The organism is Lacticaseibacillus paracasei subsp. paracasei (assembly GCF_000829035.1).
GTDB classification, from domain to species: Bacteria; Bacillota; Bacilli; order Lactobacillales; family Lactobacillaceae; genus Lacticaseibacillus; species Lacticaseibacillus paracasei.
This window is the reverse complement of record NZ_AP012541.1, coordinates 826,525-849,677: the sequence shown is the minus strand read 5'-3', so window position 1 is coordinate 849,677 and position 23,153 is coordinate 826,525. Positions and strand designations below refer to the sequence as shown.

The 23,153-nt window shown below is 44.4% G+C and carries 39 protein-coding genes and 4 pseudogenes; 3 read left to right on the top strand and 40 right to left on the bottom strand.

Going from position 1 to position 23,153, the window contains the following annotated elements; translation table 11 throughout:
• Nucleotides 1–30 precede the first annotated feature (30 nt).
• From LBPC_RS04320 to LBPC_RS04140, 36 genes and pseudogenes are all read right to left on the bottom strand, one after another.
• Nucleotides 31–417 carry a hypothetical protein gene (locus tag LBPC_RS04320; protein WP_003661385.1) on the bottom strand — a complete coding sequence of 129 codons (387 nt, stop codon included), beginning with the start codon at nt 415–417 and terminating at the stop codon, nt 31–33.
• Entirely contained in the window at nt 417–803 is a 387-nt protein-coding gene (locus LBPC_RS04315; protein ID WP_003661386.1) for an HK97-gp10 family putative phage morphogenesis protein, read from the bottom strand. The genes LBPC_RS04320 and LBPC_RS04315 overlap by 1 nt, the downstream gene beginning before the upstream one ends.
• Nucleotides 803–1,132, bottom strand: coding sequence for a head-tail adaptor protein (locus LBPC_RS04310; protein ID WP_003661388.1), 330 nt, complete (start codon nt 1,130–1,132; stop codon nt 803–805). The genes LBPC_RS04315 and LBPC_RS04310 overlap by 1 nt, the downstream gene beginning before the upstream one ends.
• Entirely contained in the window at nt 1,122–1,481 is a 360-nt protein-coding gene (locus LBPC_RS04305; protein ID WP_003564855.1) for a head-tail connector protein, read from the bottom strand. The genes LBPC_RS04310 and LBPC_RS04305 overlap by 11 nt, the downstream gene beginning before the upstream one ends.
• Nucleotides 1,482–1,491: 10 nt before the next feature.
• Nucleotides 1,492–1,731, bottom strand: coding sequence for an Ig-like domain-containing protein (locus LBPC_RS04300; RefSeq protein WP_016364528.1), 240 nt, complete (start codon nt 1,729–1,731; stop codon nt 1,492–1,494).
• A gap of 17 nt (nt 1,732–1,748) precedes the next feature.
• A complete protein-coding gene (locus LBPC_RS04295; RefSeq protein ID WP_003661392.1) occupies nt 1,749–2,951 on the bottom strand; it encodes a phage major capsid protein in 1,203 nt (400 codons plus the stop codon).
• 41 nt (nt 2,952–2,992) lie between these two features.
• Nucleotides 2,993–3,622: an HK97 family phage prohead protease gene (locus LBPC_RS04290; protein WP_003661395.1), complete on the bottom strand. Its 630-nt coding sequence runs from the start codon at nt 3,620–3,622 to the stop codon at nt 2,993–2,995.
• Nucleotides 3,576–4,829 (bottom strand): phage portal protein, encoded by a 1,254-nt coding sequence (locus LBPC_RS04285; RefSeq protein WP_003661397.1) that lies wholly within the window; start codon nt 4,827–4,829, stop codon nt 3,576–3,578. The genes LBPC_RS04290 and LBPC_RS04285 overlap by 47 nt, the downstream gene beginning before the upstream one ends.
• A gap of 5 nt (nt 4,830–4,834) precedes the next feature.
• On the bottom strand, nt 4,835–5,026 hold the full coding sequence (locus tag LBPC_RS04280; RefSeq protein WP_003661399.1) for a hypothetical protein: 192 nt from the start codon (nt 5,024–5,026) through the stop codon (nt 4,835–4,837).
• 11 nt (nt 5,027–5,037) lie between these two features.
• Nucleotides 5,038–6,750 carry a terminase large subunit gene (locus LBPC_RS04275; protein WP_003661400.1) on the bottom strand — a complete coding sequence of 571 codons (1,713 nt, stop codon included), beginning with the start codon at nt 6,748–6,750 and terminating at the stop codon, nt 5,038–5,040.
• Between the two features lie 21 nt (nt 6,751–6,771).
• Nucleotides 6,772–7,227 (bottom strand): P27 family phage terminase small subunit, encoded by a 456-nt coding sequence (locus LBPC_RS04270; protein ID WP_003661401.1) that lies wholly within the window; start codon nt 7,225–7,227, stop codon nt 6,772–6,774.
• Between the two features lie 200 nt (nt 7,228–7,427).
• Complete coding sequence (locus tag LBPC_RS04265) at nt 7,428–8,222, bottom strand: HNH endonuclease (protein WP_003661403.1); 795 nt, start codon at nt 8,220–8,222, stop codon at nt 7,428–7,430.
• Complete coding sequence (locus LBPC_RS04260) at nt 8,212–8,793, bottom strand: hypothetical protein (protein WP_003661404.1); 582 nt, start codon at nt 8,791–8,793, stop codon at nt 8,212–8,214. Before LBPC_RS04260 ends, LBPC_RS04265 begins: the two co-directional genes overlap by 11 nt.
• A 12-nt stretch (nt 8,794–8,805) precedes the next feature.
• Nucleotides 8,806–9,129, bottom strand: coding sequence for a hypothetical protein (locus LBPC_RS04255; protein WP_041091443.1), 324 nt, complete (start codon nt 9,127–9,129; stop codon nt 8,806–8,808).
• Between the two features lie 12 nt (nt 9,130–9,141).
• Nucleotides 9,142–9,228: pseudogene (locus tag LBPC_RS17225) on the bottom strand (ribonucleoside-diphosphate reductase); the annotation flags it as partial.
• A 3-nt stretch (nt 9,229–9,231) separates the two neighbouring features.
• Nucleotides 9,232–9,762 (bottom strand): NUMOD4 domain-containing protein, encoded by a 531-nt coding sequence (locus LBPC_RS04250; RefSeq protein ID WP_041091441.1) that lies wholly within the window; start codon nt 9,760–9,762, stop codon nt 9,232–9,234.
• A gap of 12 nt (nt 9,763–9,774) precedes the next feature.
• A complete protein-coding gene (locus LBPC_RS04245; protein WP_003661407.1) occupies nt 9,775–10,923 on the bottom strand; it encodes a hypothetical protein in 1,149 nt (382 codons plus the stop codon).
• Between the two features lie 260 nt (nt 10,924–11,183).
• A complete protein-coding gene (locus tag LBPC_RS04240) occupies nt 11,184–12,011 on the bottom strand; it encodes a hypothetical protein (RefSeq protein WP_003661408.1) in 828 nt (275 codons plus the stop codon).
• A gap of 308 nt (nt 12,012–12,319) precedes the next feature.
• Nucleotides 12,320–12,748, bottom strand: coding sequence for an ArpU family phage packaging/lysis transcriptional regulator (locus LBPC_RS04230; RefSeq protein WP_032780971.1), 429 nt, complete (start codon nt 12,746–12,748; stop codon nt 12,320–12,322).
• Between the two features lie 174 nt (nt 12,749–12,922).
• A complete protein-coding gene (locus tag LBPC_RS04225; protein WP_032780973.1) occupies nt 12,923–13,141 on the bottom strand; it encodes a helix-turn-helix domain-containing protein in 219 nt (72 codons plus the stop codon).
• A 1-nt stretch (nt 13,142) separates the two neighbouring features.
• Nucleotides 13,143–13,361: a hypothetical protein gene (locus tag LBPC_RS04220; RefSeq protein WP_003661412.1), complete on the bottom strand. Its 219-nt coding sequence runs from the start codon at nt 13,359–13,361 to the stop codon at nt 13,143–13,145.
• Between the two features lie 158 nt (nt 13,362–13,519).
• On the bottom strand, nt 13,520–13,729 hold the full coding sequence (locus LBPC_RS04215) for a hypothetical protein (protein WP_003595405.1): 210 nt from the start codon (nt 13,727–13,729) through the stop codon (nt 13,520–13,522).
• Complete coding sequence (locus LBPC_RS04210) at nt 13,726–14,085, bottom strand: hypothetical protein (protein ID WP_003661413.1); 360 nt, start codon at nt 14,083–14,085, stop codon at nt 13,726–13,728. The genes LBPC_RS04215 and LBPC_RS04210 overlap by 4 nt, the downstream gene beginning before the upstream one ends.
• On the bottom strand, nt 14,075–14,365 hold the full coding sequence (locus LBPC_RS04205; protein WP_003661414.1) for a hypothetical protein: 291 nt from the start codon (nt 14,363–14,365) through the stop codon (nt 14,075–14,077). The genes LBPC_RS04210 and LBPC_RS04205 overlap by 11 nt, the downstream gene beginning before the upstream one ends.
• The gene (locus tag LBPC_RS04200) at nt 14,355–14,876 is read right to left on the bottom strand and encodes a DUF1642 domain-containing protein (RefSeq protein ID WP_003661415.1); all 522 of its coding nucleotides are present in this window, start codon (nt 14,874–14,876) and stop codon (nt 14,355–14,357) included. Before LBPC_RS04200 ends, LBPC_RS04205 begins: the two co-directional genes overlap by 11 nt.
• Nucleotides 14,873–15,136, bottom strand: coding sequence for a hypothetical protein (locus LBPC_RS04195; protein ID WP_003661416.1), 264 nt, complete (start codon nt 15,134–15,136; stop codon nt 14,873–14,875). Before LBPC_RS04195 ends, LBPC_RS04200 begins: the two co-directional genes overlap by 4 nt.
• A 39-nt stretch (nt 15,137–15,175) precedes the next feature.
• Nucleotides 15,176–15,337: pseudogene (locus LBPC_RS17495) on the bottom strand (endonuclease); the annotation flags it as partial.
• Between the two features lie 188 nt (nt 15,338–15,525).
• Entirely contained in the window at nt 15,526–15,891 is a 366-nt protein-coding gene (locus tag LBPC_RS04185) for a RusA family crossover junction endodeoxyribonuclease (protein WP_003661419.1), read from the bottom strand.
• Nucleotides 15,888–16,142, bottom strand: coding sequence for a hypothetical protein (locus tag LBPC_RS04180; protein ID WP_003661420.1), 255 nt, complete (start codon nt 16,140–16,142; stop codon nt 15,888–15,890). The genes LBPC_RS04185 and LBPC_RS04180 overlap by 4 nt, the downstream gene beginning before the upstream one ends.
• Nucleotides 16,129–16,416 (bottom strand): annotated as a pseudogene (locus LBPC_RS17215) (XRE family transcriptional regulator). The gene LBPC_RS04180 and the pseudogene LBPC_RS17215 overlap by 14 nt, the downstream one beginning before the upstream one ends.
• 12 nt (nt 16,417–16,428) lie before the next feature.
• A complete protein-coding gene (locus tag LBPC_RS04170) occupies nt 16,429–16,773 on the bottom strand; it encodes a hypothetical protein (protein WP_003661422.1) in 345 nt (114 codons plus the stop codon).
• Nucleotide 16,774: 1 nt separating this feature from the next.
• Nucleotides 16,775–18,037 carry a DnaB-like helicase C-terminal domain-containing protein gene (locus LBPC_RS04165; RefSeq protein WP_003661423.1) on the bottom strand — a complete coding sequence of 421 codons (1,263 nt, stop codon included), beginning with the start codon at nt 18,035–18,037 and terminating at the stop codon, nt 16,775–16,777.
• Nucleotides 18,034–18,866: pseudogene (locus tag LBPC_RS14810) on the bottom strand (helix-turn-helix domain-containing protein). The gene LBPC_RS04165 and the pseudogene LBPC_RS14810 overlap by 4 nt, the downstream one beginning before the upstream one ends.
• Nucleotides 18,859–19,173 (bottom strand): hypothetical protein, encoded by a 315-nt coding sequence (locus LBPC_RS04150; protein WP_003661426.1) that lies wholly within the window; start codon nt 19,171–19,173, stop codon nt 18,859–18,861. The pseudogene LBPC_RS14810 and the gene LBPC_RS04150 overlap by 8 nt, the downstream one beginning before the upstream one ends.
• Nucleotides 19,174–19,247: 74 nt before the next feature.
• Nucleotides 19,248–19,451, bottom strand: a complete 204-nt coding sequence (locus LBPC_RS04145; RefSeq protein WP_003661427.1) for a hypothetical protein — start codon at nt 19,449–19,451, stop codon at nt 19,248–19,250.
• An 81-nt stretch (nt 19,452–19,532) separates the two neighbouring features.
• Complete coding sequence (locus LBPC_RS04140) at nt 19,533–19,892, bottom strand: DUF771 domain-containing protein (protein WP_003661428.1); 360 nt, start codon at nt 19,890–19,892, stop codon at nt 19,533–19,535.
• Between the two features lie 66 nt (nt 19,893–19,958).
• On the opposite strand from LBPC_RS04140, the gene LBPC_RS04135 reads away from it, so the two are divergent.
• Complete coding sequence (locus LBPC_RS04135) at nt 19,959–20,639, top strand: hypothetical protein (protein ID WP_003661429.1); 681 nt, start codon at nt 19,959–19,961, stop codon at nt 20,637–20,639.
• On the opposite strand, the gene LBPC_RS04130 is transcribed toward LBPC_RS04135, so the two are convergent.
• Nucleotides 20,636–20,824 (bottom strand): hypothetical protein, encoded by a 189-nt coding sequence (locus tag LBPC_RS04130; protein WP_003661430.1) that lies wholly within the window; start codon nt 20,822–20,824, stop codon nt 20,636–20,638. The two genes, LBPC_RS04135 and LBPC_RS04130, sit on opposite strands and share 4 nt — an antisense overlap.
• 238 nt (nt 20,825–21,062) lie before the next feature.
• Here LBPC_RS04130 and LBPC_RS04125 point away from each other — a divergent pair, with 238 nt between their 5' ends.
• On the top strand, nt 21,063–21,332 hold the full coding sequence (locus tag LBPC_RS04125) for a DUF3892 domain-containing protein (RefSeq protein WP_032780976.1): 270 nt from the start codon (nt 21,063–21,065) through the stop codon (nt 21,330–21,332).
• A 14-nt stretch (nt 21,333–21,346) separates the two neighbouring features.
• Here LBPC_RS04125 and LBPC_RS04120 read toward each other — a convergent pair whose 3' ends face one another.
• Nucleotides 21,347–21,592 (bottom strand): hypothetical protein, encoded by a 246-nt coding sequence (locus LBPC_RS04120; RefSeq protein WP_003661433.1) that lies wholly within the window; start codon nt 21,590–21,592, stop codon nt 21,347–21,349.
• 74 nt (nt 21,593–21,666) lie between these two features.
• Here LBPC_RS04120 and LBPC_RS04115 point away from each other — a divergent pair, with 74 nt between their 5' ends.
• A complete protein-coding gene (locus tag LBPC_RS04115) occupies nt 21,667–21,912 on the top strand; it encodes a hypothetical protein (RefSeq protein ID WP_003661434.1) in 246 nt (81 codons plus the stop codon).
• A gap of 134 nt (nt 21,913–22,046) precedes the next feature.
• On the opposite strand, the gene LBPC_RS04110 is transcribed toward LBPC_RS04115, so the two are convergent.
• Nucleotides 22,047–22,811 (bottom strand): phage repressor protein/antirepressor Ant, encoded by a 765-nt coding sequence (locus tag LBPC_RS04110; protein ID WP_003661435.1) that lies wholly within the window; start codon nt 22,809–22,811, stop codon nt 22,047–22,049.
• Nucleotides 22,808–23,059: a helix-turn-helix domain-containing protein gene (locus LBPC_RS04105; protein ID WP_016366000.1), complete on the bottom strand. Its 252-nt coding sequence runs from the start codon at nt 23,057–23,059 to the stop codon at nt 22,808–22,810. Before LBPC_RS04105 ends, LBPC_RS04110 begins: the two co-directional genes overlap by 4 nt.
• Nucleotides 23,060–23,153: the final 94 nt, after the last annotated feature.

Genomic DNA, 23,153 nt, shown 5'->3' with positions numbered 1-23,153 from the left:
TAAAATCCTCCTTTAGGAAAATAAAAAGGACTAGCCAATCGGCAGTCCTTGAAACTGAAAGTATCCTGTTGTCATGCGAAGGGCTGGGGTATCACCATCAACGTAGGAGTTGCGATAATACCTTTCCCAGCCAGCCGCATGTAGTGCTTGATATATCTGTGTTTCAATTTTTTCTTGTTGATCCCAGTCCGTTATACCCACCCAAAAATCTACTTGTACTTTCGGATACTCTAGAATCCTAGAATCGTCAGCATAGTCAGCAGCATCACCTGGTAAAGAAGTGATTCTTACCCATGGAGCTAGACTCTCGGGAGTTTCACTAGTCTGGTTATTGAAGTCTGGAGTGCCTATATTCACCTTGTCAGCAATATCCAAAGTGTGTGACAGGATGTCATAAACACGTTTTTCAGGTGCCATTACATCCCGCCTTTCTTCAAGTGGCTTAGGAAGGCAGCGATAACAACTGGCCGCATGACTTCTTGGGTTTCTTCAATGAAATGTTGCGGGTCCTGCATTGAGGTCCCCGAGTTTGGAAAGTGAGCACGCCAGCCGGTATCTTTACCATATCCAACGTCTACTTCTGTTAAACCGCTCGTTTCACGGACACTTGAAAGCTTGATGTCATCTTTCAGATGTCCGCTCATATCAGTTTCACCGGTCCACTCAGGCGTTTTGCTTTTTAGCCTGTCGGCAAACTTTTGTGCGCCATCTCGGACAGCCGCTCGAGCTTCTTTTGCAACCCCAAATTGAAGTTTGTTAAGATTAGCGAGTAGTTCAGCATCCCCTGTGACTTTTACGCCCATCAGCTCACCGCCTTTGCCGTAATCGTTGTCAGATCGCGCCTCTCGTAATCAGGATCAAGCCCTGTGATTTGATATTCATTACCACGCCATTGAATTCTCCAAGTTGGTTGGATTTCCTCTGTGGTTAAAAACCGCACTAAAAAAGTCGGGCTGTCTTTGCGGGTGCCCAACTTCGTCTGTGGATCATTTGCTTCTCTGATTGGTACCTTAGGAACTTCCGCCCAAACCGTCATATGCTTAACGAGCACGCCATCAACCGGAACTCCGTTAACCTTTTTTGACTCATAGCTGACGAACGCAATTCTCTCAGTCATTCGATTAGTTCGCATCAGAATCACCATCCTCTTCCGGCAATTCTGAACGAAGCTGATTGATGATATTTGTGGTTGATGTTTGCAACGGAAAGCGCATGACTTCAGCACCCATACCTCGGTAGTCATAGTCTTCCTTCACTTGCTTCATGAGCGCTGTGAAGAAACGATCCCGAGTTTCTGGATTGCTTAGAAATTGTTCCGGATTTGATCCAAAACTAATAGCCGAACTGATTTCACCACAAGCGTCATGCACCAATTGCATAATCATTGGGTCTTCGATTGTCTGATCAACTTTCAAGTACATTTTCAGAACCTGAAACTGTTCATCGGTCAGTGGGCTTTTGTCAAGCGTAGTATCTGCCAAGAGTAATCACCTACCCAGCGTTAACAGTAACGGCAAGTGTTGAGCTGATGCCATTAGTGCTAAATGTGATTGTCGCTGCACCCGCTGCCAGATTGGTAATGGTGTAAATACCATCGGCCTTCTTAACAACCGTAGCGACTCTTTCATCGCTCGACACAGCTTCGACTGCTTGAGGAGCGCCATCAGGAGTGACTGTCACCGTGATATCTTTTGTGGCACCGACACCACCCGTGAACGTTTTCTGGCTCAAAGTCACTCCGTCAGGCGTTACGCTTTTGGGGTATATGTGAGGAAGTACCCTGCTTTTTCGTCAGCAACAGATACACCAAAGCGCATTCCTGCTTGCAAGAACTGGCCGTGAATCTGGTCATCCGTCCAACGCACCATGAAGTCTGCGCGGTTAGCAAACAGAATTGCCCGCTTGATGTCACCCAAAAAGGCGTGTGCTTCGCCTGCTGCCCCAAACGTGTCGTCAGATACAACAGCAATCGGCATACCAAGAACGCTCTTGCCAGACGGGGTCAAGATGCTGTCTTGCAGCAAGTAGCGGCCATTGCCATCTTTAACTGTGTCCAAGAAGTTGTAAAAGCTCTGGGATGCGATGATTGCACGAGAGTACGCAGGGTCCAAATCCACGTTGTTGATATGCTTCAAATCATCAATGCTAGAGATCGTCTTGGCAGTGAAGCCTTTCAGCAGAGTTGCAACGGCACTGTTGGTCGTGTTGACCTTAATTTGTTGTGCGTTCTGGGCAATCAACCCAACCAAATCAATTGCGGAGTCGTCAATAGATTCCTGTGAAACCGGAAGAGCCTGACGATACGTTTCAACAGACCAGTCGATCGATTTGAAGTCCGGTTTTGCCATTGCTGGGTTCTTTTCCAACTCGGCGACAGTGACCATCTTGGTTGTGGCATTTGCAACTGTTGGGTAAGTACCCTTTTGTGTGGAGGCTTGGAATACGTTCGTGAAAGGCTTCAGGTCAACAATAGTCTGCAATTCACGCTGTGGTGTATTGCTAATAGTTTCTGGAATGGTCAAGGCAGCATCTGCAGCCTTGACACCGGCATTTACAGCATCACTGGCATCGGTAGGAGCGGCACGAAAAATTGCAAATTCACCAGCTTCTGTCTTTTCAAAATTGACGCCATCAGTATTACGACCACGAGTATGCAAATAAGCATTCAGTGCATCGCGATAGCTATGCTCTTCCGGATGATTGGGCTTCTTCCCACTCGGCTGTTCATTGCCTTTCAACGCAGCCTCGTATAAGTCACGTTTTTCTTCAAGATCTTTGATCTCTTTGTCAGCTTTATCATACTTGGCACGAACGCCTTCTGCCTTCTTCAGGTTTTCCTCGGAATCTTCACCTTCAAGTAAAGAACGAAGTTCTGTCTTCATAGCTGGCAACGCTGAACGCTTTTCATCAAGTTGCTTTTTAACAGCAGCTAATTTTTCATCTAAAGTCATCTAGTGACCCTCCTTATTTTTTGTATAAAAATAGGCACCGATTATTCGATGCCTTTGAGCAAGTTCTCTTTATTCAATTGATAAAGCATCTTACGCCGCTTAAGCTCCCATTCTGGCGGCTGATCTAGCGCTTTTATCTGTTCCAACGATCGTGCTCCGACCTTTACCTCAGTATCCGGATATGCTGGCGTGGTTACTGGAGAGACATCGAACAAATGATCAATATTGTTGATAGTGCGGTCATACTTCACACCACGTTCATTAGATTTTTGCCACTTCTGTGCATCTTTGTCTGGTGCAATCGTGAATGCAAAACTTGATTGGCTGATAATTCCCCGACGAACATTTTCTAGCAAATCACGCCCAAGCTGTGTATCTGGAGGTGTCAACGTATATTTGAGCCCCGTTTCATCAACCGTCAGCTCTAAATTGACACCCGTGCGGCCTAACACTTGGTTCTGGTCATGATTAAATAGCGCAACAACGTTACTCATGTCCGCATTGTCCAGTGCGTGTGGGTCAATGTGTTCGCGGAAACTCAGCTCACCACTTCCCATAATCTCGGATTGTCTGTCGAACTTAAGGGCATAGCCCTCAATAACGGCAGGATGATCATCATCACCATCACGAATTTGCATTGGTGCCGCTGCCATTCTGATTTCCTTTGGCATTAGTATCACCTCCCTTCAATTCTGCTGCATGCTCAGCTTGATAAGCTTCCTTTTGATCAAGGAACACTGTGTTAAGTGTCGACTGAATACGATCCATGTTCGGGTCTTTTAACGGTTTCTTTCCAAGCTCCGCACGTCCCTCGTTTCCAGTCCACAGTCCGCCATTAACTGCTGTATTTACGTCAGCAATCGGCAATCCGTTTACTGATTTTGTGTCGAATCCTATGCAATATTGGTGCCGTTGCGCGTCATCAAGCAGCTTTAGTTCAAACTCACTTGTAATCGGTTCAAAGTAAAATGGAAGATCATTGCGAATATAGTCATCAGCAAGCTGTTTAACTGACTGATTGGGACTATTTTGGGCTAATCGATACGCTGGCACCCGCAAAGCCTTCGCAATCTGCGCTGTTGAATAGTTATTGCTGTTAATCAGATTAAGAACGTTGGTATCAACTTCCAACGGCTGATAATCCATCGTTGCGTCAACTATAATTGGTGATCCAGCATCAGCGCCTGCCTGTGCTCTTTCAAAATCTTCACGAATCTTCTGACGTGCTTCGGCGGACAGGCGACTCTCCTTTGCTTTGATAATTGAGCCTTTCAAGCCGCTCTTGAAGAACTTCTGTAACGTTGAAACGCCTGACTCCTGCAGTCCAATTTCATCACCAAGCGACAACAGCGGTGAGCGCCCCATGATTGTGTCGTATGAGAAAAACTTCCAGTGAATGACGTCCTCAAATCCACATATTTTTTGCATGCTAGAATTGTAAGGCGTGAAACGGTAGATGATGTTATCAGGGTCGCTTGTGTCCACCTGCGTCTGTGATGGAGCATAGAACTCAAACATAGCTGGTTCTTTGGTTATCGGATCGCGCACAATACGCGAATAAGCGTTGCCAGTCAAAATTGCATTGACCATCATGGAAAATTTCCACTGATAAGCCGACAGCCGCTTGTTTACCTTTGTATTCATCAAGTATTCAATATTGGCTAGGTCAACAACCTCATCGGTTGAGCTGTCCGTGATTACTAGCGGAAAACGACTAACATCACCCGAAACAATCGATACAGCCGTAAGCACGTCAGAGTTCCGTAAGGCAGAAATGCCAAGATACCCGCCTCGAAATGATGGAATTACCCCAGAATCAAGCAAATGATCTGCCCAGTGAGGGTCCACTTCGGTTGCTAATCCTCGAAATAGCTTCATTAATCTCACCTCCCTTCGTTATCAGGAAGCAGCAGAATAAAGGCGAGAACAAACAGCAAGCCGCCGCAAACCATGAATCCAGTAGGCCTATTGATCAAAAAAGCCCCATATCCAGCTAAAATGAAACCCAAAACAGTGGCAATTCCAGCCATATTTGCGCCAAGAATTCTGAAAAAGTTAGCTAGTTTTCCATTCACATTCTCACCTCCTAAAAGCCAAAGTCGTCACTAAACACGCGGTCGTCGTCCAAATAGTTGTCCAAGTCTTCCTTGAAAGCGATGGCATAAGCATCAAGCGTGGCATCAATCATGTCTATTTTGTTAGCATACTTATTCTTATTAATACGGACGCCGTTGTTGTCAGACATTATAACCGCGTTCATTGCGGCGGCCTGCATAATGCGATTATCTGAATGCTTTATGCGACCACTGATAACATCATCGCGGAACTGCTTAGTTGGCATTGACAGTGTCAGCGTTCCTTGTCGCACCTGTACCATCGGCCACTCAGGATGATTCTTCTCAATTGCCGTTAGCATTGGTCCAAATTGATAAGGGTCGTACATGATACCTTGAACATCTAAGTCATTACGTTCAATGAAGTCTTCGAGCCATTCATATACCCGATCGTTGTCAATGATACCTGACTCTAAGCTGCTGATCTCGCCTTCGCCGTGTTGTTCAGCAGCCAAGTAGTCAATCCGATCTGTCTTGATTTTGTTATCGATGCCACCTTTTGAAGCAACAAATGCATAACCGTCAAGCCACCACCAGCCATCCTGGGGAATTAGCCAAGAAATGGCGAATAGATCGCTTGTACGACCGACATCAATTCCAATCCATGCTCTTTGCCCGCGAATATCGGGCTTGTCGGTCAGCTCTGCCGCTTTCCAAGCATCGAAATCTAGATAACTGTCTTCTGTAGCCTGTCGCCAAATATTAAAGTTTTTGACTAATTTAGCGTTTAGACTGCCATCAGCACGAGCTTGAGCTAACTTAGTCGTCAGATAATCACTGATTTGGCCGTTTAAGGTATCAACGTCAAGTAGCGGATTCGATTTGATCCAAGAATTGGGGTCATCAACCTCTTGTACGTTGTCTTGTTCAGCAATAAATGCAAAATAGCGTTCTGCCTTTTCTTCACCGGACAACACCTTTTTGGCATACGGATAATTTTGTTGAAACATCGGCACGTTCATGTCGAATCCAGCCGTTGAAATGATGAACGTCAGATAACTAGGCAGTAACACCTGCCCTGAGGCAAGGGTTTCAATCATATCTGTTGTTTTAGCGTTGGCATATTCGTCAACCACCGCAACGTGGGGTTCATAGCCATCGACAAGTCCTGTATCACGAGAGAATGAACGAATTGTTGATCCGTCGTCTAAATTGACAAGTTCGTCTCGCGTAATCTTAACCATTCGTTTGATACCAGGGTCTTTCCGCATGAGTGCACGTAGTCGGTCTTTGACCATTCCGAATACAATGCCGGCCTGCTTGCGATCATTAGCAGCGGTATATAATTGCCGTTTGTTGGCTGGATTCTTTCCGAACAGAAACTCATACAGAATGACGCCAGAAATCAAAAGCGACTTACCGTTTTTTCGTGCCATCGAAATGAACACATCGGTAAATCGCCTTATATTTGAATCATCTTTATCAACCCAGCCATATATACTGCCAATAATGAATTTCTGAAACGGTGCTAATGGTTGTGGTTTCCCACTTTTTGGTTCTGGCAGAATTTCCATAAATTTAACAGCCTTTCCCGCTAGATTTGGATCATAACGCCATCGCCAATCTGTTCGTTTCAAGTCTTCTTGATGGCGTTTCACCGCGAGATTAACTGCCTTAGAAGTAATAAGACGACCGTCCAGCACACGCTTTATGAAATTAGGCATTGGATCCTTAAATTTTGACAACCAACATCACCTCCATCACAGTCAGCCAAAAGTATCAATGATTGAATCATTTTTCTGTGCTTCGGTCTTAGGCATGCTCATCTGCATCCGGCTGTTGACATTAAGACCAAGATCACTGGCTAGACTTTTAATATTTGCCGTTGCTTTATTCAATATGCCAACGTATGCATAATACTCATCTTGATCTCCATTCTTTAAAGCCAGCTTCATGTTGACCGAAGTGTTTTTATAAACGGAATACCATGTGCAATAGTTTTCCAACTCGGCGCGATCGAGATTTCTAAGTGGTAAGGTCCCCAAAGATTCGATGATTCGCTTGTATTCTTGTTTTGCGACTGGGTCAAGATGATTAGGCGGTGTTACCTGAAGCTTTGGAATGCCATCTTTGGCCATCAATTCCGCATGTAACTTGGCTTCCTGCCGTTCTTTGGTCAAATCACCCTTCGACATTTGCAATACTTTGTATTTTCCAGCCATTTCCCACTTCACCTCCTAATATCTATATAAAATGGGTCTTATTGACCTCCTACCCCCTAAAAATCGTTACAATTTGGGGTGCAAAAAAGAGGCCGACCGTTCTTCCGTTCCAAAAAATGTAACCCCCGATAAAAATGGAAGGGGGGTCTAGCCGTTTCCAGCCCGTGAAGTCGCCCGATAAATTATCGAAAATTTGTTTTTTAACTTTTTATTTCTTTGAATTTTTTAAATTTGTTTTGTGATTTCAATTCATCAAGTTTGTTCATTGCTTTGATGAGTTGACTAACATCTCGACCTTGCTTAGACAGTCTCTGCATGCATGTGTCTCGGTCAGTGTCGATGAGTATGTGTTCGACCTCTCGACTAGCAAGCAACGTGTCTAGCTTCTCATCTGGATATGTCATGACTAACCATACATGGTCAAAGGTCTGCTCTGCTTTAAGCTTCCGTAGTATCAGCTCATAGATTAGTTGCACATAATCATTGGCGTCTATATTGCCCTGATGTAATGGCAGGCCTGTTAACGCCGTCATGAGATGGTCGTAATTATAGACGAGGTCATGCTGTCCTTGATGTCGCTTGACGTACGTTGACTTGCCACTTGCTGGATAGCCAACGATTACTGTAGTCTTCATGGCTCGATGCTGTCCCTTCTTACGCTTGGTTGTCTCACGTCTCGTCTTCCAATAGTGGCAGTCCCTGCATAAAGCCTGCAGATTATCCGCGTTCGTGCGGTCTTCCCAGTCATCTTCGCTTGGAACAATATGATCAACTAATGAGGCTTGCAGGCCACAGCGTTGGCATAAACTGTTGTCTCTAATCAATATCTGCTCACGCAGCTGCTTCCATTCATTACTGTGATAGAACTTAAGGTAGTCCGACTGCTGCTCATTCCGCACACGGTTGTACTGCCTATCCGCCTCCGATCTAACACGAGCATTGGCATCAACCAATTGTGGTCTGCCATTTATAAAGGCAAGCTTCTTACTTGGCATGGATATCATTCTTAAAGAGATCAGGTCCCATCGCAGACCCCTGAGCGATTCCTTCGCGGTGATCCCCCTTTAAATATTCGATTTTATAAGCACGGATAACATGATCTGTTGCCGCTAGATCTTTTGTATGCCAGTCAAGTGAAACGCTCACGAGCCCTGTATCTGATCTATCAATCCGTTTGCCATCAATCCAAACATGTGGCACATCATTAATATCATCGAATTCGATGCGAACATGCGGAGTGCTTGCACACTGCGACGACTGTTCCTGCTTTTGCTGAAAGTCGTTCAGTGCTTTGTCTAGCTCTGCAATGAATGGCTCACTGAATCCTGCATGATCTGGTAGCTCAACGCTTTCGATCTCAGGCAACTTAGCATCACATAGACCATACGCAGTTAAGGTTGGCGAAACTTCCGGTGTTGCGTCAGCCTTGATGTTTTCGACCGCGTTCTTGATCTTGTCAAGTTTGGCCATAAGTATATTCGTGTTTGCATCAATCGTAACGTTTATCTTGTCGGTTCTTTTTTTACCTGAGAAGTGTTCTTTCAGTCGCTTAACTACTTTAAGCATGTGTAATTCCTCCTAAGACACTATGATTGTCGAATAGGAACCGTTACCGTCAATATTTAGACTAGTAACATCCCATCCTGATTTCGTTAGCAAACTGATTACTTCATTAACGACTGCTGGATTGTACTTGGCAACGCTAATTGAGATTGGGGATGTAGTATTAATTCCTTGATTAATGGCATCGTTCACATCAGCAATCAGACTGTCTTTGTATTTCTTAGTTGCATTGGCACGAGTTGGCAGTGATCCTTCCATTTTTGGTAGCACTGGTGCTGGTGGAGGCAACTGACGGTGAGACAATTGCCTACTTTGGCCTTTAATATTATTTGAGAGCATATGTTTCCCTCCGTGTATTGTTTCCCTTGATAGCTCTTCAATGATTTTTTGCTCGGTGCGGCTAACGTAGCCATAGCTAACACGTTTCATACCTGACATGACTTACACCGCCAACTCGAAGGAAAAACCTCCGTGATATTTGCGCTTGCCACGAAGACACTTAGATACAGCGCTTCGGTCTAGTCCAAGAAGTTCCGCGGCTTTTCTGGCACTTTCAAAGAAATAGCGATGTCCCGATCCACTTACCGCATAGATTGGACGCTCGTTTGCCTTTGCCGCGCGTTCGGTGCGAGTACCGTAATTGGTATTATATAACGCTGTACACCACTCAAGATTTTCAACTAAGTTGTTGCCTTTGTCCTCGTCTATGTGATTGACTTCTGGCAAGTTGTCGGGATTGTCTAAAAATGCTGCGGCTACCAAGCGATGAATGAACACTTGCTTTATGCTTCTGTCCCAATATAAATTGACCTTGAGGTACCCATTTCTATTTGGAAAGCTGGCGATCACCTTCCCTTTTAAGCGGCGTCCTTGCAAATCTACGCGGTCAAGGCTTCTCACCCTGCCTAAGTTGCTTATCTGATATAGCCCCTCATAGTTCTTAATGTCTTTCCAGATTTCCTTTTCGCTCATGATAATCACCTCTCAAACGTAATATATGGCTGTCGTGTTGTGATCCGAATATTCGACCAGCTCAAACGTTTTGTGGGCAACAACCCCGAGGTCATCAGTCCAGCGGTCATTAGGTTTTCTCGTCGATACTTGACGCTGAACGAATCCGCCTAGGTCTTTGCTCATTTCTGAATGGAGATGCCCCGTAAATAGCTCGCGGTTCTGTGCTGTGCCTAACATGAAGCCGAACTCATCAAGATACTTCGCAAGGTAGTTGTTCTTGCCCTTGTCTCCGTGAGTGGCACCAATGAAGTTGCGGCCTAGCATTGCGCCTTTGTAATGCTTCAGTGATATATCCCAAGTGATGTTCGGCTGGTTGCTGTAGGCACGTTTCAATAGACGTGCGAACATGTATCCAACTGACGGATCGTGATTTCCGGCACAATACATGACCTCACACTCATTGGCGTTCTTAATGATTGCTTCAATCAGTGTCTCGAAGTATTGCTCCATTTCGTTCACAGTCTCGCCTAGGTCAGTTGTTTCGAGCTGTGTGCCCTTTGCTGTGGTTGAGTTGATATTGTCCACGTGAGCTAGATCACCGCCCAGAATGAGCAATATCTTTGCGTAGTGGCCGCGTTCAATGATCTCTAGCTGACACTTCAATGATTCGGCATAGACATCAAACGTGTGACCATTGAAATGTGTATCAAATGCAGGAATGACTAGATAGCGATCTGATTCCACAAAAATAGGAGCCTTTGCTTGATACGGCTCCTTGTGTGTGATGATGTCATTCATCAATGATTCGTATTGTTCAGCCTCAACTAGCGGCCTAATTTGTATCTTGCTCTGGAAGAGCGTTGCTTCAGGCTTCTGCTTCCAGTAATTGCTTGTAGCACGTACAAGCTCCCACTTGGCGTAATCATACCCGTGAGCTTCCAAAACCTCTCTAGGCGTCATTTTGTGACCCCTGACTACTTTCAGGATAGTCTCGCTGGATTGTGTTCCGTCTGAATCGTATTCATTCTTTAGTGGCGTTTGGAATTCGATGCCAAGCCGTCTTGCTTTGCCTTGAAGAGCATCATAGCTAATCCCGAGCTTATCTGCCGCCTCGCGTCTGGTAAAGCCTTCAGAGGCGAGCTTCCTAATGTCACCGATCTGTTCATCTGTCCATTGCATCTACTCGCCTCCTGAAATATAATAATTGTGAGCCACATGCAATCATGTGCTGCTCTTTTCATTTTTATTCCTCAGGCTCTCGGACTCGTCCCCGAGAGCTTTTTTATGTGCCTATTATAAGTATTGTGTTACAATGACTTAGTGAGTTCATTCTCACACTTCAAAAGTGATTGGCCTTCGTTTTCCCAGAGCGAGGGCTTTTTTTGTTGCACAAAAATAGCACCTCACCGTTTGGCGGAGTGCTAGAAACGCAAGTGACATCACGATACTAATTCGCTAAGCAAAAAATTGCCGGTTTCTGTTAATTCTTCCATCATAATTTCTTTATTGTGGTCATGTCCTGGAGTCGCATCGTTACCGTAAATTAGTTTTGCTAGTCCATTAAACTCCATATCAACTATCGCTGCTTGAATTGAGGAAATTGAAATGCCCGAAAACACATTGACCTTAGCAAATTCTGAAGCTACTTCAGCGACACTAACTCCTTGAACTATTCCAGACACCGCCGCAAAGCTTCTGTTGCTTGGAATAACGGGCCAAAATTGCCTGTTCTTAATAAGAATCAATGCCTGAGGAGAGCACTTTGAAATTATGTTAAGAACAGTTTTTGACCGGGAAAAAGTTTTCCTTATATCTTCGCTGTCTGTTACTTTTGCCAAATATGCAGAAAGAATTTGAAGCAAATCTTCATCTGCTGAGGAGCTATCTAGAATAGATGATATCTTTGAATAGATTGCAACCCCATACGGACTAGTCACCAAGTCAGAAAGCTTTTCTAACGCAAGCTGTTGATCATCTGACTTCTGCAAATATTCCGCAAAAAGTTTGACTTTTTTTGCATCATTTAGTTTTTCTTTGAGCTTATTTCCTGTATCAACAATATCAAGCACTAGGCTTCCCCACTTACCGTCAAAAAAATCAGTAGTAAGGTTTTTGCCTTTTTCCTTAGCTGTTTTTGCCACAGCATCTTTCACCTCTTCGGTTCCCAAGCGTTGGGCTTCTATCCTGTCTGAAAGAGATTTTCTCTCGGCCATAAACGCTTTTTCAGGATTTGCTATTAATTCTTTTAATTCTTCACCATTTATCATCCTATATCACCTCAAAAAAATAGTACTCCAGCACGAACTGGAATACTACATTGAGGTGATATCTGTGTTTCATATGTCTGCTGCTCGCTCTCCCAGTGTCAGATGGGGTCATCGCAAGCTGTGTCCGGTCGCTAAACTGGACAATGTGGCATGCGGGAATCGAACCCGCCTGACTATCACGGTCAGTCCTCATTGCCACGCCTTGCCACAGCTTTATCATCACTATGGCTCGGAGGAAAAACGCGGTGTCTCAGGTTTCTCACCTTTGGCACAATACAATCATATGACGGAAAAACAGTTGAAATGTCTCACAAAGGTCTCATCTCGATTTCAACCAATGGACAAATCTCAGCGAATGCGATTAGCGCTTCTCGTTTTGTTCGATAATACTGGGCTTTTGATAAAAACAGCTTGTCCATTATTTGCTGGTCAGTATATCGTTTGGTTAAGTAAGAACTTGTTAGTATAAACCGATGAGTCGCTGAGTTCAGAGATTCAATAGCACCTTCACAGCACGCTATATAGTACAGCTCGTCAGCATGCGATACGAGCTTTTCCTCGGCTTTGTTGCCATAGCTAGGTGACTTGGGCATGCCGTCCATCACGGGGCTTCTGAGCGCTATTTTGGTGCGTTGAGCGAGCCGCTTGTGATGCCAGTAGTTCCCCAAGACCTCTTTGGCGTTTTCAATTGTTTTGTCATGATCAATTGGGCTAAAATATCTCGTTGCTCGCACCACTGCGTCCACTCCTTATGGTATAATTGATTTTGTAAAAGTTTGGGGGATAAGCGTGCCGTGATGGTGCGCTTTTGTTATACTGTCTTCGGAGGCCTACTCCTTTTAAATGATTCCATTTGCTGTCAATCACGTGTACGTTTGGCCTCCGGCGCGTCCCTAATCAGGCGCGCTTTTTTATTTGCTTTCAGGAGGCCGAATGAGCTCCCACGGATCAATCCCAGCTCCATATGCGATTTTGTCCAAAGTGTTGAGTGAAACACTGCCCTTCCCAGAGATTGCATATTGAAGCGTGGTGATGGGTATTCCGATCTCTTTTGCATATTCAGACTGTGTCTTGCCAAGCTCATATATATTGTCCCTAATGTTTTTGGCCAATGCTTGTTTGCTATCCAAATTATTCGCCTCCGTCCTCATTTTCGGTGTACCAGTCGTCACTGCTTAATAGCCAATAGCTTATTTCCCTGGCTTGCTTGTAGATTGGGTCAACACGTGTAGTCATCGCGTCAGTCGTCCATTTAGACCAGGCAATGTCGTGTAGTAGCTTAGTTGCAAGCTCGGCCTTGGCACACAGCTCGCCTTGAAGATAAGCGTCAACGTCCTTACTTTTACTCATGTTGTGCCTCCAGCAGCTCCGGATTCTCCCTGAACTTAATCTCTCGGTTCATTTCTCCGCCTCCAATTTCACGATTTCTCCATGTTCCACATTGCTAAATACATCCTGGCTTTCCTTCCGCAGCGACGCTTGGTGTATGTCTTCATGGTGATGTACTCCTACTCAAATTCGATTGCTGGTGTGTTCAGGTGCTCAATCAAGCCAAGGCGTTCCAACCGCTCATGGTTGAGGCGCTCGCAGTATAAATCTGCTTCGTACTGAGACCTGAATTCCTTGATTTTGGTTTCGCCATTGCGGCCCACAATCTTGAATTTCATTTTTTTATCAATCCTCTCCAGTTGGCTCATTTCTTCAAAATGTTTACTCATTTCTCTGCCTCCAATTTCACGATTTCGCCGGTTTCCTCAACGCGCCAGACACCTAGCATCCATGCACGGGCGAATGTATCTTCATTTTCAGGATCTTGGGCCATCCACCAGTCAGAAAGCATATTAATCGAGCTGGCAGCGAACATATATCGCAAGCTAGACCTATCCGCTTTAGCTTGTTTCAAACGATCTGATACTTCTTCCGGAATCACCGGCATATCATCTGGCAAGGCGGCGTCATATTCTGAAAGATATTGATACCTTTTCAAGTCGTAGTTAATGCTTTGTTCAATTCCACGCATCACGAAAAAATCAAGAGCCTTTTTTAGCACGTCCCGCTTCGTCTCATTGCTCATAGTCAGTCACCTCATGGCCATTAATTAATGGTGAAAATGCCATGGCGCCATAATCTATTCCACCTTCATGATAAATAGTCGGCTCAAGTTTCCCAGATTCACCTAAAGTAAGCATAATCTTTGGCTTCATCGCCTTTAGAATAAGGCCACGATCGTTTTCACTGATAGGGACGTCTGGAGCGTTAACAAACCTGATGAAGCCGTCATGCTCATTAATCATCCACAATCGTTCAATATAATCAGTGTTTACATAGTCACCGCTGTCTAGCTTAATCATCATCGTCAGTCACCTCTTCTTTCTCGCAGTCCTGCAAGCCGTAATGCTCGATCTCTGATTCAGTGAACGTGCCACGAAGTTCTTTATCCGCTGGGAAAATCGTCAACAAATCTGTATCGCCGGACTTGTAATACCAAACCTCTTTGGTATGTGGCACCTTGACGTTGTATTTCTTCTCTTTTGCCATGGTGTAGCCGTTGACGTAAGCATTAATAAGCAGCCTTTCCTCGCCGTTATAAGCATCAGTATGGCCAGAAATATGGGTTGCCGGGATGCCACTTACACGCGCTTCCTCAACGATTCCGGCTTGCTCTTTGGTTATGACTACCTTTTCAGGCTCCTCAACCAAAGTGACAACGTGACCACCCTGCTCATCAGCCACTTGTTCAGCCTGATCCTTGCTAGGCGTTATAGGGGAATCTGAGATATCTAATGCCCAGAAACCGGAATTATCAAAAAATTCCCAGTATTTGCCTTCATCGTTCTTTACCGCGTACAGTTTTTCTTCGCTCATTTTTCGTCCTCTCTCCCGTAAATATTCTTAACAAGTGCCACAGCTTTCAGATTGGCATATTCGTTTACGTTACCGTCCACATAATCGCCCATAGAAAGCAGCTTTTCTGCACGTTTTAGTGCTTCTTCGTAATTCATCTTTTTTTGCTTTGGTTCTACGGGAACTAGCTTGTAGTCCACATCTTCGTACATGACACCTACAACCTTGCCAGTCTTTTTGCTGATGTAGATGTCATCGAACGTGTCGTCTCCTGTTTTCATTGGTCGGCCTCCTCACAGCCACATAGCAGCCCCTATGACTCATTTCGCACTGACTGACTTCACAGCCTGATCTGAATAGTCCTTGATGCTCTGTGCGTCTTTGATGGCCTGTGATAAGTCATTGTTTGCCTGTTTGGCGGCTTCTAACTGTGATGTAAGGTCATTGATGGTCTGCTGTTTAGCATCGACCTCAGGCTGCTGCTGGCGTGGTTCAGGCTGATATACAGAAACATCTAGGCCTCTGACAGGAACTAACCACTTCATTTCAACCTCTACAGGGTCATTCGCCTCAGCTTTGAAGTGGATCTTTTCAACCTGTCCAACCTCAATGCCATTCACAAAAACTTTGCCGTTTTGAATTCGTATGCTATTCATCATGATTTTTCTCCTTAATCGATTTCTTCGACTTCAACTCTCGGGTTAGCTTTGTCAATAAAGAACCGATCTCGCAGTTCTACAATGTGATCCCAATTATCGTTTTCTAAAAATTCAGCCTTTTGCATGCCGTCGAAGATAAACTTATGCTGAAACGCGATGTTGTCCGGGTCTGTTCGCTTGTCATACCAGTACCAGTCGAAGCTTAGAGGTTTCCCCCATTGAAATTTCACGCCCTGATTCATCGCTTTTCTCACAGCCAACATTACCGTTTCCGTTGCTTGTTTCTTGACTTTTGCTCCGCCGAACATGTTCCCTCGTTCAATCTTGATGTACTGGTTAAGAGTCATGAGGGGCAAAGGAATAATGATCCTGTTCATGCTGGCTTCACGTCCTTCAGATAGTATTGACGTTGCTTGCCATCAACCATCTCAACCGTTGTGATTAGCTCTTTGGGTGCGTTGCCATCAAAAGCAACTGGCTTGTTGATGTCTTGACTTGCACCTCTGGCGTTGTATCGCTCGATTCTGATGATTCGTGCCACACCGCCAAGATCACGCACGCCCATGAATATCCGATCAGGCACCGCAACCAGATCACCGACCATCATTTTTGTTTTAATTGCTTGCATTTGAAGATTCCTCCTGTAGTTCCTTGTATTCTTCCTTGCTAATTGGCTGTTTTAGCTTTTCTGGCGATATCCCCATGGCTTTAGCTATCTTTGTAAGTGTGATCATCATTACCTCTTTGCCACTAAGAAAACTAGCAACTGTGATGCGACTCACGCCAGCAATAAAAGCAAAACGGTATATTGGCAAACTGGGATGATCGTCAAGAAAGTTGCGAAGTCGTTCACGTGCCCAATCTTGGCCTGCATTGTTAGTTTCGTCCTAATGCTCAATCATGCTTTTGCCTCCTCAAAATTTTTGCTTCGGTAAGTTCACATTTAGCTTCTTCAGATATCCTCGCCAAATATCGTATGTGTTTTGACAATAAGCTCGCGTTACTGGATCAGTTTCTTTTGTTGGTAAATATTCACTAGTTTCTCCATAATATTCTGACTCAGCCGTCTCTAAGGCATCTGTCAAGGTAACGTACGCCCATTGGTACCAAAACTTCTTCATATCAGCATCGGCTTGTTGCGCCTTTTTTAGATATTCCATGGCTTCATCAAGCTGCAGAATGATGAACAGCGAGTATTGATAATGTCCCTCCTGCATGTACTCATTGAACTCTTTAAGGGTCATGGTTGGATAAGTCATTTCAATACGCCACCTTAAACTGCAACTTTGGTGCGAAAAAACGAAAATCAATGTTGCCAAGTGCTCCTTCACGATTTTTGGCAATTGTTAAAGTCACAGTACGGATATCTGATCTTTCGTTCTGCCGATCACTGTTCCAAAGGAATCCAACCGCATTGCTATCTTGTTCAATTGATCCCGACTCTCTTAAATCTGAGAGTACCGGTTGCTTGTCCTGACGATTCTCAATACCTCGTGACAATTGACTAAGCAAAACAATCGGGATACCAAGCTCGTTGGTCAGCACTTTGAATTGACGGGTGATCTCTTCGATTTGCAGACGGCGATCGGCTTGGCTACGAACACCAATCAACCCGAGATAGTCAACGATCGCAAGGTATCCTTTATCTGCATCAGCGGCTCGCTGCCGCATTGTTTTGACGATCTGCGGTAATTCCACCTGCTTGTCGTAAAGCTGCAAGTGATAGTCTTTAAGGAAGTTTCCCGCCTTTTCAACCTCAACCTTCTCAGCATCGCTTAGACTTTTCTGCGGGTTGATGAATTTACCAGCACTAATGCCAGTCTTGCAGGCCAACAAGCGGTTATAGTTTTCTGAATTTGACATTTCAAGTGAAAACATATCAACCGTCAATTCCGGTTGCTGTTTCAAAGCCTCAATGATGAGATTGACCGCGAATGCTGATTTACCGACACCAGGGCGCGCACCAATCGTCAACAAACGTCCCGGCATCAAACCACCACCCAGAATATTGTTAAGAGTGAAGTACGTTTTAATCCCATTGTCAGTAGCACCGTGTATCATTTTGTCTTCCATGGCCGCTGCCAAATCTGCAATGCTACTTTCAGTTACCGTCTGACTGGCAGCAGTAGCATTCTGTGAGGCAACCATCATCGCGGTAAGATTGTCCTCGCTTGGTTCTTCCGAGTATGCTTGTGCTGTTTGAATGAGCTGACTACGGAAATAATTCCGTTTTAGCTTGCCTACCCACCAGTCAAAACGTGAGGTGCCAAAATCGCTGGTCATAATGTATTGCCAATCTGCTACTGACATCACGCCAGGATGAGCTGTATCAAAACCATCCTGTAATTCCAGCGTGTCCACATCGCCTGGCAGCTTGTTCATGTAGGCAACTACTGCAGCGTATTGCTGGCTATTAAACCATTTAGGATCAATCCATTCAGACTTGATTAGTTCCGGCTTCGTATATAAGCCATACATGACATGCGGTTCAGGATTGCTAGGGTCATAAAGCTTTTTCGTCAAGCTTGTTGCCTCCCTTCATCGTATTCAGCAATGTAACGTTTAGCATCTTCTGGATTGATCGGAATACCCTGCGCTTTGATTTCTTCAAGCACTCGGTCAGGACTGTTGTAGTCGATATACATTGCAATAGCAGTTTTCTTGGGATCGAACTTAGGCTTTCTAGCTTCCTGCTCATCTCGTTCTTCCTTTACGACCTCAAGGTAATCGTTCCATGCCTCTTGGTTGAAGAAAGTACTACCGTCTTTGACAAACCGCTTCTCTGTGCCTTTGCTCTTGATTAGCTGTCGATAAGCCACAATGCATCCTGAATTTGTCTGTTGGTAGCAGGGTTCTTCTTTCTACTCATTACCCGTTTGTACGCAGCTAGTGCCGGCTTCTTGCCGATCTTCTTTGGATACAGTTTCCAGAGCTTTTCAAAGTCACTCTCTAACGTGCTGGATGCACGTATGTTTTTATTAATACTTGTATTATTCTCTTGCCCGTTTTTGGGCATAGGGTATACCCGTTTTTGGCTATAGGTATTACCATTTTTGGGCATAGGGTCTGTACGAATTTTGATATACCTTTTTTCAATTTCTTTGGTACCGTCTTTGTATTTGACATGACGTTCAATATATCCGCTGTCTTCTAAAGCACGTAGCCATCTTTGTATAGTGGTTTGACCTACCTCGTACAAAGTCATAAAGTATTGATCGCTCGCCCAACAAGAGCCGCTCTTACTGCTGAGTGCCGTGATCTCGCCATACAAGATCTTGGCTCCTTGTGGTAGCTGTTTGTCATAGCGCACACCTGCTGGAATGATGGCATAGTAACTGGGGCTTTCATTCATGATCGTCACCACCTTCATGGAAGCATTGATCGGCAATGTTTTGGCGAACATCCATTAAGTCTGCTTCGAATTTGATCATATCGAGTGATGTTTGACCCAAGATATCCATGTATTTTTTAAAGTTGTCTTTTAGGAACAGCCGGTCTTGAATCTTCTCACCATCGGTCATGTGAGGATCATCATCCCTGAACAGATCGCACTTGGTTTCTGCCCATTCTCTCAAATAATCCAAAAGGTACTGATCAGTTTTTACTTTGTATGCAAGTGATTCAAGACGGTCAAGTTGCTTGCCAATTTCTCTGGCCATTGTTTTACCTCATTTCTTTCTGTGATATAATGAGGTCACTCAATGTGAAACCTCATTTTTGGCCGTTAAGTGTTCTAGCGCTTAGCGGTTTTTGTTTTGCCCATTATTTCGTTGATTAAGCTGATGGCGGTTTGCAAGCCGTCTTCTCGTCCCATGGCATAAGCTCGCGTCTGATCCGTTCCTTGACGGTAATTATGGCCAACCAGACGTGCGTTCTCAGCCTGGATAGACAAGTAGGAGATAAGTGGACCTAGCTTAGCTATAGCTGCTTCATTCAATCCACTGCCTCCAATTTCCGCTGTGGCCTAAGCAGTGACCAACGATCACGCCGAAGCCACCAGCAATTAGTAAATAGCCAATCATTGTTTTTCCTTCTCTCTAAGTGACCTTGAAATCTCTGGGAACCATTTATCTAAGAAGTCGAGCCATGGTTTCGGATGAAACAGATACCCCTTTTTGCCAGGCGGTGGATATGAAACCACGGTATCTTGCAAGAACTTGTGGAAGCGTGGGACGTTCAAGATATTGTTAACTACCCACGTGTTGTTATGTCCTTCGACATAGCTTGTTGCGGTGGTGAGCGTCCACATGCCTCGTGCTGCTAGCTTGCGTTTTAGCTCTTGGTTCTCCTTAATCATCTCTGCCAGTTCTTCTTCATCTACCGCTAAATACTTTTTGCTTGAAATCTGATCATCTTCAACAACATGCAACAGTGGCATGGCATTTCCTCCTTTCCTGTGATCGCCTCCTGACGGATAATGGAACCCGAAAGGAGATGATTTTTGATGATAACTAAACTCGCTTTACAACTTGTCATACCAAATTGGACTGTTTGGTCTCCCATTGCTATATCACTGGTATCCCTAGTTTTTGCTATTGCGTCGTTTGGCTTAGCCTTTAAAGGTTATCAACGTGGAAAGCCAAAAATTAAAGTGAGTCAAACAATAAAAAAGGGATCGTCTATGCTAATTGAGCCTTCTTGGTCTGGTGACGATGACCCGGATATTTACACAGATCGCCGCTATCGAGTACTTATGGAAGTATCAATTCGCAATCAAAGCTCTAACCCCATTGCAATAAGCACGTTTACGTTGAACAATCACTTTACATACGGTCCATATGCGTTGCCGGGATCAAGATACGAAGTTGAAGAAAGAGCCGCGAAGCATTCATATGGATCCTTAATTACGTACGGTGGAAATTCAAAAATATTTGGATGGACAGTCGGCAATCAATGGATAAGACCGGTTGTCCACCTGAAACCTTTTGATATTGTTAAGGGATATATTTTTTGGCCTGTTTATGAAGATGACCTTAAATTCATTCATTTGAACGGGAAGAACACGTTAACTATAGAAACGACATTCAAAAACTTTGATATTAACGTAGAAATACCTGAATTTATACAACGAGATTCTGAACTTTCTCCACGGAACACGTGGAGAAAAGAAGGACCTTTCAATTAGCTTTTTACAGCCATAATTATTTCCGCAATCAGCATCACTAGTTGTGCTCCCAGGCAAACTGCATAAAAAACGATTAGAGCGATCACACTACCCGTGATGGCAAAAATAGTTAGAGATACAATTACTGTTGCAAGCACAGCCACAATCCCGATGACAACTAATGCAATGAGCATTTTTTCTGACATTTAGACAGCCTCCTTAGATTTTTACAGCCATAACTATTCCTGCTTCTTAATGCTGATAGACATCCGCTAAAGAAATCTTTTGTCATAAACCACACTGCTGTAAGAGCAGAGACAGCATTGCAAGAAATATAGCGACGACTGCAAGGATACGGTTCAAGTCTTCCTCATTCACTTGTGTTTTCTTCTTTCTTTTTTCTCTATCGGGACCGATAATGTTGGTGGAAAGGAGGTGACTAAAATGGCATATGAAATTGTTAAAGTTCACACAGAGCCGTATAACAGTGAGCACGAATCAGATATCACCAAGGTCAAATTGGCTAATTACGAGGAGCTTTCCGTTGCAGATGTTGTCGACAACATCGATGAGGGATCTGCATACTACTTCACCGCAAAGAATGGCCGCAAACCAGAAGTCGAGTCCGTCCACCCGACTGGACGTGATCCGTACATTCGTACCAAAGCTAATGATGTTACTAGCGATAACCTTCTAAGCCTTGATCGTTTCTAGTTCCAAACCCCTTCTCACTTTGAAGGGGTGTTTTTAATTACAGCAAATGTAAATTCTGAAACTTCTAGCTTTCCAGATGTGAAACCGTCAGTATCAAGTTCGTGGTTGCTGTTTCGAGTTTCTACTACCTGGAATTTTCCAGAAAGAACGCCCTGTACTAAATCTGCTAATTGTTTGTTCATGTTAATATCCTCCTTGTAATCTTTGCTTAATGTCGTTTTTGGTGCTTCAAAGTTCGATGTTGCTTGGTTGGGTTTCATGTTGTTTCCTTCTTTCTTTTGGCCTCCCCTTGGCAGATAATCAAGTTATCTGGTGATGGAAGGAGGTGATATAAATGGACTTGCCATACAAAAAAGCATTTGCTCCTACCAGTGGCAATATTGGCGCGGTGTTTTCTTCGAAAGATGTAGCAATTAAAAGTGCCTACTCATTCAAAGATGGAAATGAATTCTTTATGATTCGTAATCTTATTGTTGATGGTAAAGAAGAGGTCCTCGTTGAAAGAGCGTCCAACGTTCTTACCGTATGGAGCACTCTTCCTTTAGGAGACGAAAGCAAAGGTTCCTACAGTGTGGGTTAATTCTTCGTCCTCAATAACGATTGTCACCAGGTCTCCCGGTTTTACTGCTGGGGGAAATGGATAACTAGTGCGCCAAGTGTAAAGAGTTACCCCCGTGCTGCCCATATCAGTGCGGGGCTTTTTGTTTTCTTCGTTCATACCGTCATCCCCTTTTGCAGAAGCTTGTTGATAAAATACTGCTGGCCTTTGCCGGTCACCTTTGGGGTCTTCTGAACTGTTACATGGCCGTCCGAGTGACTGATCGCAGTCTCCTTGACCTCAAACAGGCCTAGCTCCATCGCACGCTGTGTCGGCGAGTTATAGTCGGCACCAATCCGTTTGATCAGATAGCCTTGCTCACGCAGCCATGCGAACAACCGCTTCGCACCAATGTCAACGCCGTTCTGTTTGATCACCTTGGCAAGATCACCGACCAAGATGGTTGTGTGACTTGTGGCCACCGCGTCTGCAAACAACGCTTTAGGCTTCATTGTTTCGTTATCAGCCGTAAGTGCCGCTGTTTTGGCTTGTTCGTCCTTTAGCTGCGTTGCCAGATTGATAATGAAGTCTGGATTATAGATGGCCTTCTCAATCGTTTCAGGCGTCATGTACGCACCATGCTTGCGGATTGATGGGAGGACTTCATGCGTTACCCAACGGTTAAAACGTTTGGCCGCTGGTTTTCGACTAGCACCAATCAGTTTGTATAGCCCCGGTTCGCTGATGAAATTTGTCTCGCCTGATAAGCCTCCTAAGTTAAACTTAGTCACCTCATCGCCGTCTAATGATTTCAACGCTACCGTTGTGTTTGTTAGTTTCAGCGCATTCGTAACATCCGGTGCTGAAAACCAGATAATGCCGTTGGAGCTGACAGTCCGAATTTGGTTATCTTCGAACTGAAATAGTTGTAGTTCGTTCATACCGTCATCCCCTTAGGTCGCGTTATTGCGACTTTTTTCTTTAAAAAAATATCAATTGCTTCCTGATCGCTAAGAGGGATGAATTGCATCATTTTGAATATTTCTTGTGCCGTGAAGTCTTTTCCACCCCGCTGCATTTTCCGAAATAATGTGCTTCTTGCGATCCCTAATGCTAAAGCTAGAGAATCTTGAGTGACGTGTCGTTCTGTCATAAGTCCCTTTAAACGATCCAAATTCACATTAACCATATATGATTCTCCTTTCTGTCGCATTCCTGCGACTTGATGAACTAAGCATAAATCGCTTATAAGCAAGTGTCAATATAAAAATCGCAAATATGCG

Coding starts and splice junctions, on each gene's coding strand:
- LBPC_RS04125 (WP_032780976.1), top strand. CDS start 21,063: ATGGCATATGAAATTGTTAAAGTTCACACAGAGCCGTATAACAGTGAG.
- LBPC_RS04260 (WP_003661404.1), bottom strand. CDS start 8,793: ATGCTTAAAGTAGTTAAGCGACTGAAAGAACACTTCTCAGGTAAAAAA.
- LBPC_RS04310 (WP_003661388.1), bottom strand. CDS start 1,132: ATGCGAACTAATCGAATGACTGAGAGAATTGCGTTCGTCAGCTATGAG.
- LBPC_RS04220 (WP_003661412.1), bottom strand. CDS start 13,361: ATGAGTAAAAGTAAGGACGTTGACGCTTATCTTCAAGGCGAGCTGTGT.
- LBPC_RS04285 (WP_003661397.1), bottom strand. CDS start 4,829: ATGAAGCTATTTCGAGGATTAGCAACCGAAGTGGACCCTCACTGGGCA.
- LBPC_RS04315 (WP_003661386.1), bottom strand. CDS start 803: ATGGGCGTAAAAGTCACAGGGGATGCTGAACTACTCGCTAATCTTAAC.
- LBPC_RS04250 (WP_041091441.1), bottom strand. CDS start 9,762: ATGAGCGAAAAGGAAATCTGGAAAGACATTAAGAACTATGAGGGGCTA.
- LBPC_RS04195 (WP_003661416.1), bottom strand. CDS start 15,136: ATGAAAACAGGAGACGACACGTTCGATGACATCTACATCAGCAAAAAG.
- LBPC_RS04215 (WP_003595405.1), bottom strand. CDS start 13,729: ATGAGTAAACATTTTGAAGAAATGAGCCAACTGGAGAGGATTGATAAA.
- LBPC_RS04185 (WP_003661419.1), bottom strand. CDS start 15,891: ATGAACAGGATCATTATTCCTTTGCCCCTCATGACTCTTAACCAGTAC.
- LBPC_RS04105 (WP_016366000.1), bottom strand. CDS start 23,059: ATGGTTAATGTGAATTTGGATCGTTTAAAGGGACTTATGACAGAACGA.
- LBPC_RS04115 (WP_003661434.1), top strand. CDS start 21,667: ATGGACTTGCCATACAAAAAAGCATTTGCTCCTACCAGTGGCAATATT.
- LBPC_RS04265 (WP_003661403.1), bottom strand. CDS start 8,222: ATGCCAAGTAAGAAGCTTGCCTTTATAAATGGCAGACCACAATTGGTT.
- LBPC_RS04140 (WP_003661428.1), bottom strand. CDS start 19,892: ATGCCACTGTTGCATGTTGTTGAAGATGATCAGATTTCAAGCAAAAAG.
- LBPC_RS04205 (WP_003661414.1), bottom strand. CDS start 14,365: ATGATGATTAAGCTAGACAGCGGTGACTATGTAAACACTGATTATATT.
- LBPC_RS04170 (WP_003661422.1), bottom strand. CDS start 16,773: ATGACTTATCCAACCATGACCCTTAAAGAGTTCAATGAGTACATGCAG.
- LBPC_RS04290 (WP_003661395.1), bottom strand. CDS start 3,622: ATGCCAAAGGAAATCAGAATGGCAGCGGCACCAATGCAAATTCGTGAT.
- LBPC_RS04245 (WP_003661407.1), bottom strand. CDS start 10,923: ATGCAATGGACAGATGAACAGATCGGTGACATTAGGAAGCTCGCCTCT.
- LBPC_RS04295 (WP_003661392.1), bottom strand. CDS start 2,951: ATGACTTTAGATGAAAAATTAGCTGCTGTTAAAAAGCAACTTGATGAA.
- LBPC_RS04150 (WP_003661426.1), bottom strand. CDS start 19,173: ATGGCCAGAGAAATTGGCAAGCAACTTGACCGTCTTGAATCACTTGCA.
- LBPC_RS04110 (WP_003661435.1), bottom strand. CDS start 22,811: ATGAACGAACTACAACTATTTCAGTTCGAAGATAACCAAATTCGGACT.
- LBPC_RS04210 (WP_003661413.1), bottom strand. CDS start 14,085: ATGAGCAATGAGACGAAGCGGGACGTGCTAAAAAAGGCTCTTGATTTT.
- LBPC_RS04180 (WP_003661420.1), bottom strand. CDS start 16,142: ATGCAAGCAATTAAAACAAAAATGATGGTCGGTGATCTGGTTGCGGTG.
- LBPC_RS04255 (WP_041091443.1), bottom strand. CDS start 9,129: ATGCTCTCAAATAATATTAAAGGCCAAAGTAGGCAATTGTCTCACCGT.
- LBPC_RS04120 (WP_003661433.1), bottom strand. CDS start 21,592: ATGAAACCCAACCAAGCAACATCGAACTTTGAAGCACCAAAAACGACA.
- LBPC_RS04270 (WP_003661401.1), bottom strand. CDS start 7,227: ATGGCTGGAAAATACAAAGTATTGCAAATGTCGAAGGGTGATTTGACC.
- LBPC_RS04200 (WP_003661415.1), bottom strand. CDS start 14,876: ATGAGCGAAGAAAAACTGTACGCGGTAAAGAACGATGAAGGCAAATAC.
- LBPC_RS04240 (WP_003661408.1), bottom strand. CDS start 12,011: ATGATAAATGGTGAAGAATTAAAAGAATTAATAGCAAATCCTGAAAAA.
- LBPC_RS04320 (WP_003661385.1), bottom strand. CDS start 417: ATGGCACCTGAAAAACGTGTTTATGACATCCTGTCACACACTTTGGAT.
- LBPC_RS04135 (WP_003661429.1), top strand. CDS start 19,959: ATGATAACTAAACTCGCTTTACAACTTGTCATACCAAATTGGACTGTT.
- LBPC_RS04130 (WP_003661430.1), bottom strand. CDS start 20,824: ATGTCAGAAAAAATGCTCATTGCATTAGTTGTCATCGGGATTGTGGCT.